Annotated in this window: 12 protein-coding genes; 5 read left to right on the forward strand and 7 right to left on the reverse strand. The window is 32.2% G+C overall.

Translation table 11 applies throughout. The features are described 5' to 3' along the window. Positions 1 to 50 precede the first annotated feature (50 nt). Positions 51 to 1,175 carry a cysteine desulfurase family protein gene (locus tag JI750_RS10095; protein ID WP_202001042.1) on the forward strand — a complete coding sequence of 375 codons (1,125 nt, stop codon included), beginning with the start codon at positions 51 to 53 and terminating at the stop codon, positions 1,173 to 1,175. Between the two features lie 23 nt (positions 1,176 to 1,198). Here the strand turns inward: JI750_RS10095 and JI750_RS10100 are convergent, their stop codons facing one another. The 3 genes from JI750_RS10100 to JI750_RS10110 all read right to left on the reverse strand — a co-directional run bounded on the left by JI750_RS10100 (position 1,199) and on the right by JI750_RS10110 (position 4,051). After that, the gene (locus JI750_RS10100; RefSeq protein ID WP_202001044.1) at positions 1,199 to 1,759 is read right to left on the reverse strand and encodes an L-threonylcarbamoyladenylate synthase; all 561 of its coding nucleotides are present in this window, start codon (positions 1,757 to 1,759) and stop codon (positions 1,199 to 1,201) included. A 164-nt stretch (positions 1,760 to 1,923) separates the two neighbouring features. Then, complete coding sequence (locus JI750_RS10105) at positions 1,924 to 2,898, reverse strand: WaaS/CpsH family glycosyltransferase (protein WP_202001046.1); 975 nt, start codon at positions 2,896 to 2,898, stop codon at positions 1,924 to 1,926. A gap of 76 nt (positions 2,899 to 2,974) precedes the next feature. Further along, positions 2,975 to 4,051: a glycosyltransferase family 4 protein gene (locus tag JI750_RS10110; protein ID WP_202001048.1), complete on the reverse strand. Its 1,077-nt coding sequence runs from the start codon at positions 4,049 to 4,051 to the stop codon at positions 2,975 to 2,977. Positions 4,052 to 4,134: 83 nt separating this feature from the next. Here JI750_RS10110 and JI750_RS10115 point away from each other — a divergent pair, with 83 nt between their 5' ends. After that, on the forward strand, positions 4,135 to 4,908 hold the full coding sequence (locus tag JI750_RS10115; protein WP_202001050.1) for a Kdo domain containing protein: 774 nt from the start codon (positions 4,135 to 4,137) through the stop codon (positions 4,906 to 4,908). Here the strand turns inward: JI750_RS10115 and JI750_RS10120 are convergent. The 3 genes from JI750_RS10120 to JI750_RS10130 form a co-directional block, all read right to left on the reverse strand. Then, complete coding sequence (locus tag JI750_RS10120; protein WP_202001052.1) at positions 4,883 to 5,668, reverse strand: glycosyltransferase family 2 protein; 786 nt, start codon at positions 5,666 to 5,668, stop codon at positions 4,883 to 4,885. The two genes, JI750_RS10115 and JI750_RS10120, sit on opposite strands and share 26 nt — an antisense overlap. Before the next feature lie 4 nt (positions 5,669 to 5,672). Continuing rightward, the gene (locus JI750_RS10125; RefSeq protein ID WP_202001054.1) at positions 5,673 to 6,740 is read right to left on the reverse strand and encodes a glycosyltransferase family 9 protein; all 1,068 of its coding nucleotides are present in this window, start codon (positions 6,738 to 6,740) and stop codon (positions 5,673 to 5,675) included. 108 nt (positions 6,741 to 6,848) lie between these two features. After that, entirely contained in the window at positions 6,849 to 7,664 is an 816-nt protein-coding gene (locus tag JI750_RS10130) for a 2,3,4,5-tetrahydropyridine-2,6-dicarboxylate N-succinyltransferase (protein WP_008462641.1), read from the reverse strand. 262 nt (positions 7,665 to 7,926) lie between these two features. On the opposite strand from JI750_RS10130, the gene JI750_RS10135 reads away from it, so the two are divergent. The 3 genes from JI750_RS10135 (at position 7,927) to JI750_RS10145 (ending at position 10,749) form a co-directional block, all read left to right on the forward strand. Then, positions 7,927 to 8,559, forward strand: coding sequence for a PAS domain-containing protein (locus tag JI750_RS10135; RefSeq protein WP_111366666.1), 633 nt, complete (start codon positions 7,927 to 7,929; stop codon positions 8,557 to 8,559). Between the two features lie 156 nt (positions 8,560 to 8,715). After that, a complete protein-coding gene (gene ruvX, locus JI750_RS10140; RefSeq protein WP_202001057.1) occupies positions 8,716 to 9,129 on the forward strand; it encodes a Holliday junction resolvase RuvX in 414 nt (137 codons plus the stop codon). A gap of 126 nt (positions 9,130 to 9,255) precedes the next feature. Then, positions 9,256 to 10,749: a malate:quinone oxidoreductase gene (locus JI750_RS10145; RefSeq protein WP_202001060.1), complete on the forward strand. Its 1,494-nt coding sequence runs from the start codon at positions 9,256 to 9,258 to the stop codon at positions 10,747 to 10,749. Positions 10,750 to 10,786: 37 nt separating this feature from the next. Here JI750_RS10145 and JI750_RS10150 read toward each other — a convergent pair whose 3' ends face one another. Then, positions 10,787 to 13,009 (reverse strand): FUSC family protein, encoded by a 2,223-nt coding sequence (locus JI750_RS10150; protein WP_202001062.1) that lies wholly within the window; start codon positions 13,007 to 13,009, stop codon positions 10,787 to 10,789. Between the last annotated feature and the right edge of the window lie 129 nt (positions 13,010 to 13,138).

A 13,138-nucleotide genomic window follows, 5' to 3' on the forward strand; every position in this document is an offset into this window, starting at 1 on the left:
GCCAAATGATATTTAAGATTTGACAATTGATATTTCTTAACTTTGCAGCAATGAAAAAAGTATATCTAGATAATGCCTCAACAACTGCAATGCGTCCTGAAGTAATTCAGGAAATGACAAAAATAATGCTTGAGGATTACGGAAATCCATCGTCTACTCATAGTTTTGGGCGAAATGGTAAAACAATATTAGAACTTTCAAGAAAGAGCATTGCAAAGCACCTAAATTGCACTGCTCAAGAAATAATTTTTACTTCTGGCGGTACTGAAGCCGACAATTGGATTCTGCGTTCTGCCGTTGAAGATTTAAAAGTAGAAAGAATCATTACTTCAAAGATTGAACACCATGCTGTTCTTCATACCGTGTGGGCACTTCAAGAAGAATACAATATTCAGGTTGATTACGTTAATGTAAATCAAGATGGAAGTTTAGATTTAACTCATTTATCAAATTTATTGTCGGATGAGAAAAAGACTTTAGTTAGTCTGATGCATGTAAATAACGAAACGGGAACTATTTTAGATTTAGATCGTGTTGGCTTAATTTGCAAGCAATACAATGCTTTGTTTCATTCTGATACGGTTCAGTCTGTAGGGAAGACAGAAATCGACCTGCAAAAGACTCCTGTTGATTTTATTTTGGCTAGTGCGCATAAATTTCACGGACCAAAAGGTATAGGATTTGCTTTTATTCGAAAAAATTCTGGTTTGCAGCCTTTGCTTTTTGGAGGTGAACAGGAAAAAGGGCTTCGTGCAGGAACCGAAGCTGTTCATCAGATTGCTGGTATGGCAAAAGCTTTGTCTATTTCGTATGAGAAATTAGATGAGGAAAGAGCTTATGTTTTAGGTTTGAAAAATTATCTGATTGAACAATTAGAAATTCATTTTCCAGATTTTAGAATCAATGGAAAGAAAGATGATTTCTATAATATCATCAATATTATTCTTCCATTTTCGTCAGATAAAACATCGATGTTGCTTTTTAGTTTAGATATGAAAGGAATTGCAGTTTCTAGAGGAAGTGCTTGTCAGTCTGGAAGCATAAAACCTTCGCATGTTCTGAATGAAATGCTTTCGGAGACCGATTTAAAATTACCAAATCTCCGAATTTCATTTAGTCACTACAATACCAAAGAAGATATCGATTGGCTTATTGAGAGTCTTAAAACTATCTAAGTTTTTAAGAAACTAATATGCCTTTATTTGCGAATTACTTTTACTTGCGAATCGTTAGTTAATTTAATTATCGTAGAAGATTTTCCGTTTATTTTGTCTTGATTCAATTTCACAACATAATCAACGCCGTTGATAATTTCAGGACTGATGTCTTTGAAGGCAATTGGCGTAGGTTGTCCCGAAATATTGGCAGAAGTTGAAACTAAAGGTTTTTTCATTCTTTCCATCAATTTGTAACAGAAAGGTTCTTTTACCAAGCGAACTCCCAGAGATTTGTCGGTTGCGATAATGTTTGGTGCTACGTTTCTGGCGTCGTCAAGAATTAATGTAGTTGGTTTGTCTGATAAATCCCAAATTTGCCAAGCAACTTCAGGAATATTTTTAAATACATTATAGATCATCTTTTCGCCATTCATTAAAACGATCATGCTTTGTGTTTCTGCGCGCTGTTTTAATTTGTAGATTTTAGCAACAGCATCTGGGTTTGTAGCATCACAGCCAATTCCCCAAACGGTATCTGTCGGATATAAAATTATGCCTCCGTTTTTGATTACTTCGTATGCGTTGATGATTTCCTCGTTCATTTTACAATTATATATACTCAATTAAGATTGCAAAGTTATAAATTTTACTTGTAAAAGCTTTTTAGAGCTTTTAAGATTAAAGGTTTTGTCTTGCCAATTCTATTATATTTTTGAATATGTATTAAATTCTCTGAGGCTAAAATAGGCTGATTATTCTTCTACTCTTAAATATTAAATGTGTTGTTTTTGAAAATTACATTGTCAATCCAGCCTTCTACGGTGTATTTTTTATAAATCGATTCTGGAATTTTTTCATATTCATTTTCGAAAAAAGAAGCAGGTATGACAGGATTATTTTCATCTATTATGAGTATATTGTTTGGATTGTAAAAATCGTAGTTCTTAATATCGTAATTTGTTGTAATAAGCTTTTTTTCGAGTCCTATGCTCTCAAAAATCCTAAAAGTTAAACCAATCTGGCCATCTCTATGGATATCTAATAATACTTTTGAACGGTCTGCGTAGTCATTAACTTCAGATAAAGGCACATGCTTGTTAATATATGTAATGCCATCACTTCCTGTTTTAGGTTCGTTTTTTTTATCATAAACGATAAACTTGAAGTTTATATTTTTAGATTTTAATTCGTTAGCTATTCGAATTAAGGTAGAAAGCCTTTTGTCTATTGTACTAATATTGAAAACTCCATATTCTGCAGTAATTTCTTTATTAGAGATATCTTTTGTATAAATCCAATTAGGAGCAAAACTCATATTAAAGTTTGCGCAATCTTCTTTTTCAAATGAATAAGCTTCGTCAAAACTAGGTATAACTCGTTTGATTTTTGGACAACGATCAATGTTGTCATTAAAAAAACCAATCGATTTTTTGGTGTATTTTTTAAATTTTAAGATACTATCAGAATCAATAAAATCCCCTTTTATGGTTAAAATTACATCCTGAATCTGACTGTTTTTTTCTAATTCTTTTAGTATTTCTTTTCCATGATGTAAGGTTTTTAGATTTTTCTTAAAAAAAGCTTTCAAAATAAAATTATAAACCCTGTGAAAGACAGAAGGATATTTGTACTTATAATCTCTAAAATTAATATGGCGTACATTATGTCCTCGTTTTTCTAGAGCTGACGAAATAGGTTCGTTCATTCCTAAATTATCTAGGGTTATTAGGGTAATATTCATTATTTATTTCTAATGCAATTTATAGGTTTAGTTTATATTATTTGGGGTAAAAGCAGCGATTAGCCTTTCTGTGGCTTTACATTAAAATCTCATTGTAGACTTTTAAGTACTCTGATGCAGCTGTTTTCCAATTAAAACTTGCAGCTCTTTGCTTAAAAAGCAATTCATTTTCCGTTTTATTATTCTCAAAGCTATTCAATCCGTCAAATAATACGGTTTTCATATATTCTGGATCAAAATCTGACCAGTATTTTGCAGCAGTTCCTCCAATTTCTGGCAATGAAGTTTTGTCAGACAAAAAAGTTGGTTTTCCAAAGCTCATTGCTTCAATAGGCGGTAGGCCAAAACCTTCTCTTATTGAAGGGAAAAGAAATGCAGTGCAATTTTTCATGAAAAACTGCTTTCCTTGATCAGTTACTTTTCCGGTTAAAAAAACTTGGTTTGTTAAACCATTATCACTTATTAGCTGTTTTATTTTTTCTCCGTATTTTTTATCATTATTACCCGATATAATTAAATTATAATCTTTAATCAATTTCATCATATTGATAATAGATTCAAAGTTTTTTCTTTCAATAAAATCGCCAATTGTATAAAAGAAAGGTTTATCTGTAGGAACATTTGCTACGTACGAAGATGTTTCTAGAAATTCAGTGATTGGATTTCCGTTATGAATAACATATTCTGGAACGTTTGGAACATCAAAATATTGATGCGTTTGTTTTTTTGCAAATTCTGAAATGTACGTAACAGCAGTTGCTTTATTTAATTTTTCTAAAAAAAGTTTGTTTCTTTTATGATTAATGTCTGAAGATATTTCCTCGGCAAAATTCACATCGTGAATCGTAAGCAAATACTTTGTTTTAGTAAAAGGTTCAACTTTTATGTTTTGATTTACAGAATGCCATAAGTCATATTTTTTACGAATTCTAAAGAATTTCATTCTTGATAAATTACTGTACTTGTTGTAATTAAATTTGTTTCCAAACTCATTTTCAAGAAGTTTTATATCTGTGGCGTTTAATGTTAGTTTTAAGTTTTCAAATTCTAACTCAGATAAACCTTTTATTAATTCGTAATTAAAAGTTCCTAAACCAGTAGCTCTATTATTTATGTTATGAGTCTCTAGAAAAACAGTCTTTTGTTGTGACATCCTTTATTTTTTTTACGAAAATACAATATTAATTTGAAGTGTTAGATTGTATATGTATTTTTGTAGTTAATAAAAATATACTGATGAATTTTAAAGTAAATCCAATTTTCAAGAACAATACAGACTCCATCCTAGACAGTATTAGAGGTTTTAATAATACGGGAATTCTTTTTGGAAATGGTGATCGAAATAGAATAAAATTGTTTGAACTGAACGAAAAGACAATCAACATAAAGTCTTTTAAGATTCCTAATATCGTAAACAAAGTTGCTTACAAATATTTTAGAAAATCGAAAGCCAAACGTTCTTTTGAGTATGCCACTATTTTATTGGAAAAAGGAATTGGTACGCCAGAACCAATAGCTTTTCTTGAAAACTTTAGTTTGATTGGTTTAAAAGACAGTTACTATGTAAGCGAACATTTGGTAACCGAATTAACATATAGAGAACTTGTAGAAATTCCAGACTATCCAAATCATGATGTTATTTTAAGGCAATTTTCTAAATTTTGTTTTGAACTTCATGAAAAAGGAGTGGAGTTTTTAGATCATTCGCCAGGAAATACTTTGATAAAAAAACAAGAAGACAATAAGTATGCTTTCTTTTTGGTAGATTTAAATAGAATGAACTTTCATCAGGATATGAATTTTGAGCAAAGAATGAATAACTTTAGCCGTTTAACGCCAAAGAAAGAAATGGTTGCGGTAATGAGTAATGAATATGCCAAATTTTATAAAGAAAAAAGCGAAGCCGAAATTTTTGAAAAAATGTGGCAAGCAACAGAAAATTTTCAAGAAAGTTTTGCCAAAAAGAAAAGATTGAAAAAGAAACTTAAATTCTGGAAGTCGCAGTCTTAGATCTTATTTTTTTTAGTTCTTGAAAACGAACACTAACGCTAAGGGCGTTTAAATAACAGATAATTAATCCTGATTTTCCGTCCAGTAAACCTAAACGAATGATATATTGATGTAAAAATTGATAGGCTGGACGAATATAGAAATGGAAGAAATTTGGCTTTGTGTTTTTAGCCAATTCTTCTTGAGCTTTTAGTTTTCCGTAAAGAATCATTTTTTGCTTATAATCTTCAAAAGCAGAGTAAGAAAAATGAATAAGTTTGTTTTTTAATTTGTCTATTTCGCCGTTTATGATCAGTTTTTCATGAACAATTTTTTCTTCATTATAAAATGCATTTTCTTTCTTAAATAATCGAATAATTTTATCAGTTTGCCATCCGCTGAATAGCAATCTCTTGTTTTTAAACATAAAGGTTCGATAAATGAAATAAGCAGAAATGGTATTTTTTTGATTGATAGTTAGTTCAATTTCTTTTCTTAATTCGGGAGTTAGCCGCTCGTCTGCATCTATAAAAAGAATCCAAGAGTTTGAAGCTAGACTTATGGCATAATTTCGTTGTGCAGCAAAATTTTGAAAAATATGCTGAACTGTTTTTACATTTTTAAAAGAAGTGGCAATCTCAAAAGTTTTATCAGAGCTAAATGAATCTACAACAATAATCTCATCAGCAAATGAAAGATTTTCCAAAACAGGACGAATGTTTTGTTCTTCATTGTGCGTAATGATTAATGCTGTCAGGAGTTGCTTTTCTGAAAAAATCATTTTGTTAATTAAAGCCGTTTTGTTTTAAAAACAATTTAATTCTGTCTTCAAAAAATTCGGGTAAAAACTTTTGATATAGAGATAAAGCCTCTTTTTTAAGCATTTTCTCCGTTTTATTTTGAAATAGTACTGGACGATAATCTTTTAAATGAACAGAAAGATGTTGAATTCCATCTTCAAAAGTTGCCCAGATTTTCTTTTCAATCCATGGAGAAAAAATAATGAAGGAAGGTTTGTCTAATGCTTTCGCCATATTTATTGCACCGCCATCGTTTCCAATTATGGCATCACATTGATTCACTAAACCTATAAAAGACCTTAGGTCGCCTCCCAATAAATCGAAATAAATCTTGTTTTGCGTAGAAGGTTTGCAAGCATTAAAAACAATTTTTGCATCTTCTGATTGTTTTGGGAAATAGTTAAAAAGAATATTTACGTCTGCATTGTCGGCAATATAATCTACCACTTTAGCCATAAACTCCAAAGGATAGGTTTTAAGCTTTTCACTGCCTAAAAGACTAATCATGATTGTTTTTCTGTCTTTTCGAACCAGATGTTTTTCGAATAATGCAATAGCCTCTTTGTTTTCTTTTTCAGAAACAAATAATTTAGGAATCGGATTTGTCTCGATTTTAAGATCAAGAGGTTCTAATAAAGAAAGTCTTCTTTCTATTGCTAAACCTAAATTGGTTTTAGGAAAAGGTTCAAACGAAACATTATCGGTGTATAAAAATGTTCTTCCTGGCTTTTTGTATGAAATTTTTCTTTTAGCGCCACTTAAAAGAACTAGTATCCAGCTTTCTAGTTTTGAATAAGCATCAATTAGCACATCATAATTTTCTTTTCGAAGCTGTAGTCCTAATTTTAAAAGTTCTTTTTTGCTTTTTCGGTGTTTTTCTTCAAATAAAATGATATTGTCGATGTTTGTATTTCCTTCTAAAACCGGTGTTGTTGAGGCATAAACCAAATAGTCGATCTGTGCATCTGGATATGCAACTCTAAGGTTGTTGCAAATAATGCTGCTGACCAAAACGTCTCCAATCATTTTTTGCTGGATTACAAGTATCTTCATGAAAAATAAAGTTGTATTAAGAGACTGCAAATTGAAGCAAAAAAAATCCAAATTCCAATATAAATAATCAATTGGAATTTGGATTTTACTATTTTCGGCTTCTAAAACTTATACCGCAACATCGTATTCGCGAAGTGCATTGTTTAAAGAAGTTTTTAAATCTGTAGATGGTTTACGAGTTCCAATGATTAACGCACAAGGAACTTGGTATTCTCCAGCAGCAAATTTCTTAGTATAGCTTCCTGGGATAACCACAGAACGAGCAGGTACATAACCTTTCATTTCAACAGGCTCATCACCAGTAACATCGATAATTTTAGTAGATGCTGTCAAACATACGTTAGCTCCTAGAACTGCTTCTTTACCAACGTGAACACCTTCAACAACAATACAACGAGAACCAATAAAAGCACCGTCTTCAATAATTACTGGAGCTGCTTGCAATGGCTCAAGAACACCACCAATACCAACACCACCGCTTAAGTGAACGTTTTTACCAATTTGAGCACAGCTTCCTACAGTTGCCCAAGTATCAACCATTGTTCCTTCGTCTACATAAGCACCAATGTTTACATAACTTGGCATTAAGATTACACCGCTTGAGATGTAAGCACCATAACGAGCAACAGCATTTGGCACCACGCGGATTCCTTTTTCAGCATAATTTCTTTTTAGCAACATTTTATCGTGGTATTCAAAAATACCAGATTCCCATGTTTCCATTTTCTGAATCGGGAAATACATTACAACTGCTTTCTTAACCCATTCGTTTACTTGCCATTTGTCACCAACTGGTTCAGCAACACGTAATTTTCCTGCGTCTACCAATTCGATAACTTCTCTAATGGCATCTGTAGTTGTAGTTTCTTGCAATAAAGCTCTGTTTTCCCAAGCTTGTTCAATTATAGTCTGTAAAGAATTCATACGTTTAATTTTTTGGCAAAGATAAGGTATTTGTAGAAATGCAAAAAAGCAAAACAGCTTGAAAATGTTACATATTTAACTTTTTGTTTCTTATTTGTAAGGTTAACGAAGTGTATATATGTTTTTGATTAACACTAGTACCGCTAGAAGTTTTTTTTATATCAAAATATGACAAAAATCAGGATTTGTACTTTTTCTTCGCTTTAATTTCGCAGTGTTGATCAACATTCCATTCCATAAATAATCATATAAGCAGTAAAATATGAATCAAGAAAATCACCTTCAAAACAGAGTAATTATAGACAAGGAAGTAAGCTGGGATAAAACTCAGGTTATCATGAGTAAAACAAATGCATATGGTATTATTGAATATGCCAACGAAGTATTTGTAGATGTTTGTGGTTACGAAGACTATGAGTTAATGGGACAGCCTCATAATATCATACGTCACCCAGATATGCCAAAAGTAATTTTTAAAGTACTTTGGGAAAATCTTAAAAACGGGAAAAACTTTCACGCTATTGTAAAAAACCTTGCAAAGTCTGGAAGATACTATTGGGTAATTACAGATTTTGAAATTGCCCGCGATGAAAACGACGTTATTGTAAATTATTTCGGAAGAAGACAAGCTGTACCGCAAGAAGTAATTGCATTACATATTGAGCCTTTGTATAAAAAGTTATTGCAGATCGAAGCAGCAAGTGGAGTAGAATTTAGCGAAAAGTACTTGATCGGATTCTTAGAAGAGAAAAAGAGAACTTACGTTGAATATATTAAGGAGCTGATTTACGAACACGAAAAGTCACAATCTAAGTTTGCTAATTATTCTGAAGAAGAGGATGCAGGAGAGGAAGAAGAACACAGAGGTTTTTTCAGCCGTTTGTTCGGAAGATAAATTGAGTTATTTTTTAGGTTTGAATATTTGGATAAAAGTCCGTCTTGAGTTTTCAGGGCGGATTTTTTATTGAAAGCAATCTTGGAAAAAGTTTATTTTGAGTGAAATGGAAAAATACAAAAATATTTTAAACTAAATTTGCTGAAAAATTACAACATGCCAAGAATTCTTTCAATAGATTACGGACAAAAACGTACAGGAATTGCAGTTACAGATGAAATGCAGATTATTGCTTCAGGTTTAACAACGATTCCGACCCATACTTTGGTTGACTTTTTGAAAGATTATTTTGCTAAAGAAAAAGTAGAAGCGGTTTTGATTGGCGAACCCAAACAAATGAACGGTCAGCCATCTGAAAGTGCTTCTGTAATTAATGGCTTTGCAAAACATTTTTCAAACATTTTTCCAGACATGAAAGTGATTCGTGTTGATGAGCGTTTTACTTCAAAAATGGCATTCCAAACAATGATTGACAGTGGTTTAAATAAAAAGCAGCGTCAGAACAAAGGATTAATAGACGAAATTTCTGCCACAATTCTGCTTCAAGATTATCTTTCCGCAAAAAAATAGCGCTCTTCGTCGTATTTTTTATTTATAATTTAATGGTTTTTAGAAAATCCTAACTTTTATCATCTAAAAATTAGTTTTTTTTTGCAATTAAAAAAGTACCTTTGCACTTTAAATAAAAATACTGTTATGCCTGACGAAACCATACGTTCAAATAGTGATGTAGTACTCATTGGCGCTGGAATAATGAGTGCCACTCTTGGAGTAATTTTGAAAGAATTACAACCAGATATAAAAATTGAAATTTACGAAAGATTAGATGTTGCTGCAGCAGAAAGCTCTGATGCTTGGAATAATGCAGGAACTGGACACTCTGCTTTTTGTGAATTAAATTATACTCCAGAAAAGGCAGACGGAAGCATAGATCCTAAAAAAGCAATAAGTATTGCAGAATCATTTGAGATTTCTCGCCAATTTTGGTCTTACTTAGTACAGCAGAATAAAGTGCCGTCTCCGGATAATTTTATTAAAAGCGTGCCTCATATGAGTTTTGTATGGGGAGATAAAAATGTAGATTATTTAAAAAAGAGATTCGAAGCGCTTCATAGCAATCCAATATTTGCCGACATGACTTTTAGCACCGATTTTGAACAGCTTCAAAAATGGATGCCATTGGTAATGGAAGGAAGAAATGCTGACGAAAAATTAGCTGCAACACATATGGAAATTGGTACCGATGTTAACTTTGGTGCTTTAACAAGAAGTATGTTCAATTACTTAGAAAAATTAGACGGCGTTTCTTTGTTCTTTAATCATGAAGTTAAAAAACTAAGACAGCGTGAAGATAAATCTTGGAGAATTAAAATTAAAGATTTGTCAACAGGAAATACTCGTAAAGCGTATACTAAATTTGTATTTATTGGTGCAGGAGGAGGTTCTCTTCCTTTATTGGAAAAAGCAAATGTTCCTGAAGGAAATGGATATGGAGGTTTCCCGGTAAGCGGACAATGGCTGAAATGTACAAATCCAGAAGTAATTGCAAAACACCAAGCAAAAGTTTACGGAAAAGCAAGTGTTGGAGCTCCTCCAATGTCTGTACCTCATATTGATACTCGTGTAATTGATGGTGAAAAAGCACTTCTTTTTGGTCCATTCGCAGGATTTTCAACTCGTTTCCTTAAAAATGGTTCATATTTAGATTTACCTCTATCTATTAAGCGTAATAACTTAATTCCGATGTTGGCTGCTGGGTATCACAATATTCCATTAACGAAATATTTGATAGAGCAAGTGCGTCAGTCTCCAAAAGACAGAATGAAAGCTTTACGTGAATATCTTCCAACAGCACGTTCTAAAGATTGGAAATTGGAAAAAGCAGGTCAGCGTGTTCAGGTAATCAAAAAAGATGAAAAAGAAGGTGGAGTTTTAGAATTTGGTACTGAAGTTATCAATACGCATGACGGAACTTTAGCAGTTTTATTAGGCGCTTCTCCAGGAGCTTCTACAGCTGTAGCAATTATGGTTGATTTGGTAAGCAGATGTTTTACAAATCAAATTAAAACACCAGAATGGCAAGCGAAATTAAAAACAATGATTCCGTCTTACGGACAAACTTTGAATGATAAGCCAGAACTTTTAGAACAGCTTAGAAAACAAACAGCAGAAGTTTTAAAGTTAAATTAAGCTTCTCATATTTCAATAAAAAACAAATCCAGATGAATTAATCTGGATTTGTTGCTTTTAAGTCGGTTGTGTTTTTTAGAATCTTTTCTGCTAGATTGCTCATCCAGATTAATTGCTCAATTACCATTTGTGCTTCCTGCATTTTGGCCTGTCGCGTTTCTTTGTCAAGGTCATCATCTTCTGCCAAACGTGTAAAATGCCTACGTTTTAATTCTTCAAATTGCAAGGTCACATCTTCTTTTTCGAAAAAAGTATCTTTTATTACAACTTCGTTTCTTAAAACAGAAATAGAATGATCCAAATTGGCTAGAATAGTTTTAATAATATAATTGAAAGAATCAGATGCTGAAGTGGTTTGATGCGACTGAATGTAAGTCGACAAGGATGCTAAAGCAGATAATAAAGAGTGATTTAAAACCACTAACTTATTTACCAAAGGCATTGTTTTTTGTTTCGACTTAGGCTCTTGCATCATACGCTGAAAAGAAGTCATTAAATTTCCTATTTCAACAAAGGCATTTTTTCGTGCTAAACGATATGAAGTTGGAACTTCACCTTTTTTATTATAAAAATCGGCTATTTCCTTTAAATAATTTCGATTGGCTCGAATAGTGTTTTCAATATGAATGGGAGTATTGATGAATTCCCAAGCAGGCCATAAAAACTGATTGGCAATAAAAGCTAAAGTTGCTCCCGCAAGTGTATCCAATATTCTGTACTGAATTACTTCATTAATATCTGGAGTTAGAATTCCGTAGATAAAAACGACATACATCGTAACAAATGTTGCACTGATCTTATAATTGATTTGTGTAAATGAAATTCCGAGTAGCATACATACAATAGAGAAAATACTCAACGCAACATGATTTTGGATAACAGATACAATTCCGAAAGCTATAATTCCTCCTAAAATAGTACCGAACATTCTATTGTAAGATCGTTCTTTAGTTAAGCCATAACCAGGACGCATGATTACGACAATGGTCAGTAGAATCCAATACACGTTTTGAAATGGTAAAAGTTGTCCAAGAAAAAAACCGATCAAAATGGTAATAGTTAATCGTATCGAATGTCTGAAAATAGAAGATGAATAACTTAAGTTTTCAATCAAAGTTCGCAACGGATAATATTGTGGCGTAAGGAATTTTTCAAGCTCTTTGTCTTGATCTTTCAGTTTGTAGGATTGCATTGCTAAAGAAAGTGCACGCTGGATCGTTTTGATTTTTCCAACTTGATTTTTGGCGTAATTAAGCATATTGGTTAGCATCAGTACGCCTTCTGCGGCTTCTTCTTTTCCTAATGTTTTTTCGTAATCAAAAATGGCAAATTCTAGCGCGTCCAATTCATTTTTTAAATCATGTTTGTCAACATAAGTACTGATATGATTGACATTTTTTGAAAGTTTTTTAAGAGTTGAAGCTAACTTATAGGCTACATTTTGATAGGTTCTTAAAACATCAGGATGTTTGGCAAATTTCACATGAAGCTTACTGTGGTCGAAAGAAGTGTATAGTGCCAATTCTTGAATTTCAACTAAAGTAATAAAAACCAAAAGCATTTTTCTATTCTGGCTCGTAGTTCCGGATGCATTCTGGTTTCCAATTAGCATTTTTCTTAAATCTTCATGTATAAGATTCAATTCAACTTGTACAGCAAGCTGCTTCTCGATAATAGCTGTTCTGTTAGCTTCGGGACTCCATAAATCACCTCTTAATTTGAGATATTTTGCAGTAAGTTTTATTCCTTCGGCAATTTGTAATTCTACATATTTATATGGTTGTACAAAATGAAAAACAAGTGATACTATTAAATATAGAATTCCTCCAATAAAAATGAAACCCGAATATTCAAAAGCTTCCCAGCCTTCGTGCAAATGTCCGAAGGATAATGAAATGGATAATAAAGCAGAGAAAGAAATCAAAGTAGCTCGCTGTCCATAAACCGAAATCATTGAACATAAAAAAAGCAGAAAACCTAAAAAGATATAAAAAAGTAAAGGAAACGGATAAACGAGATTTACCAAAAGATTAACTCCAGAAACAATAAAAGAAGCTGCAACTAATCCTTTTATTTTATGGCTGAGAGAACTCGGAATATCGCTGGGATAAGTATAAAACGCACCAAGTGCAATTGTAAACCCGATTTCAAAATGACCTAGAAAATTTAAAACTAAAACAGGAACAACAGAAGCAATAGTTACTTTAGAGGCGTTGAGAAAGGAAGTACTGTTAGTAAATTTCGAAATTCTATCAATCATAAAAAGAGGTTTACTAACAAAGGTAAGAATTGTAGGAGTGATTTTGGCATAATTATGGATGAGATTTTTAGCATCAACTAAAAAATGCGAATAATACGGTATAAGAATTATTCATTGACTATTTTTTAC

This window comes from Flavobacterium tagetis (genome assembly GCF_016735615.1).
Classification (GTDB): domain Bacteria; phylum Bacteroidota; class Bacteroidia; order Flavobacteriales; family Flavobacteriaceae; genus Flavobacterium; species Flavobacterium tagetis.

What these genes read in the sequence shown, in the direction of transcription:
- JI750_RS10095 (WP_202001042.1), top strand. Translation starts at nt 51, where the DNA reads ATGAAAAAAGTATATCTAGATAATGCCTCAACAACTGCAATGCGTCCT.
- JI750_RS10120 (WP_202001052.1), bottom strand. Translation starts at nt 5,668, where the DNA reads ATGATTTTTTCAGAAAAGCAACTCCTGACAGCATTAATCATTACGCAC.
- JI750_RS10145 (WP_202001060.1), top strand. Translation starts at nt 9,256, where the DNA reads ATGCCTGACGAAACCATACGTTCAAATAGTGATGTAGTACTCATTGGC.
- JI750_RS10130 (WP_008462641.1), bottom strand. Translation starts at nt 7,664, where the DNA reads ATGAATTCTTTACAGACTATAATTGAACAAGCTTGGGAAAACAGAGCT.
- JI750_RS10115 (WP_202001050.1), top strand. Translation starts at nt 4,135, where the DNA reads ATGAATTTTAAAGTAAATCCAATTTTCAAGAACAATACAGACTCCATC.
- JI750_RS10150 (WP_202001062.1), bottom strand. Translation starts at nt 13,009, where the DNA reads ATGATTGATAGAATTTCGAAATTTACTAACAGTACTTCCTTTCTCAAC.
- JI750_RS10100 (WP_202001044.1), bottom strand. Translation starts at nt 1,759, where the DNA reads ATGAACGAGGAAATCATCAACGCATACGAAGTAATCAAAAACGGAGGC.
- JI750_RS10135 (WP_111366666.1), top strand. Translation starts at nt 7,927, where the DNA reads ATGAATCAAGAAAATCACCTTCAAAACAGAGTAATTATAGACAAGGAA.
- JI750_RS10110 (WP_202001048.1), bottom strand. Translation starts at nt 4,051, where the DNA reads ATGTCACAACAAAAGACTGTTTTTCTAGAGACTCATAACATAAATAAT.
- JI750_RS10105 (WP_202001046.1), bottom strand. Translation starts at nt 2,898, where the DNA reads ATGAATATTACCCTAATAACCCTAGATAATTTAGGAATGAACGAACCT.
- ruvX (WP_202001057.1), top strand. Translation starts at nt 8,716, where the DNA reads ATGCCAAGAATTCTTTCAATAGATTACGGACAAAAACGTACAGGAATT.
- JI750_RS10125 (WP_202001054.1), bottom strand. Translation starts at nt 6,740, where the DNA reads ATGAAGATACTTGTAATCCAGCAAAAAATGATTGGAGACGTTTTGGTC.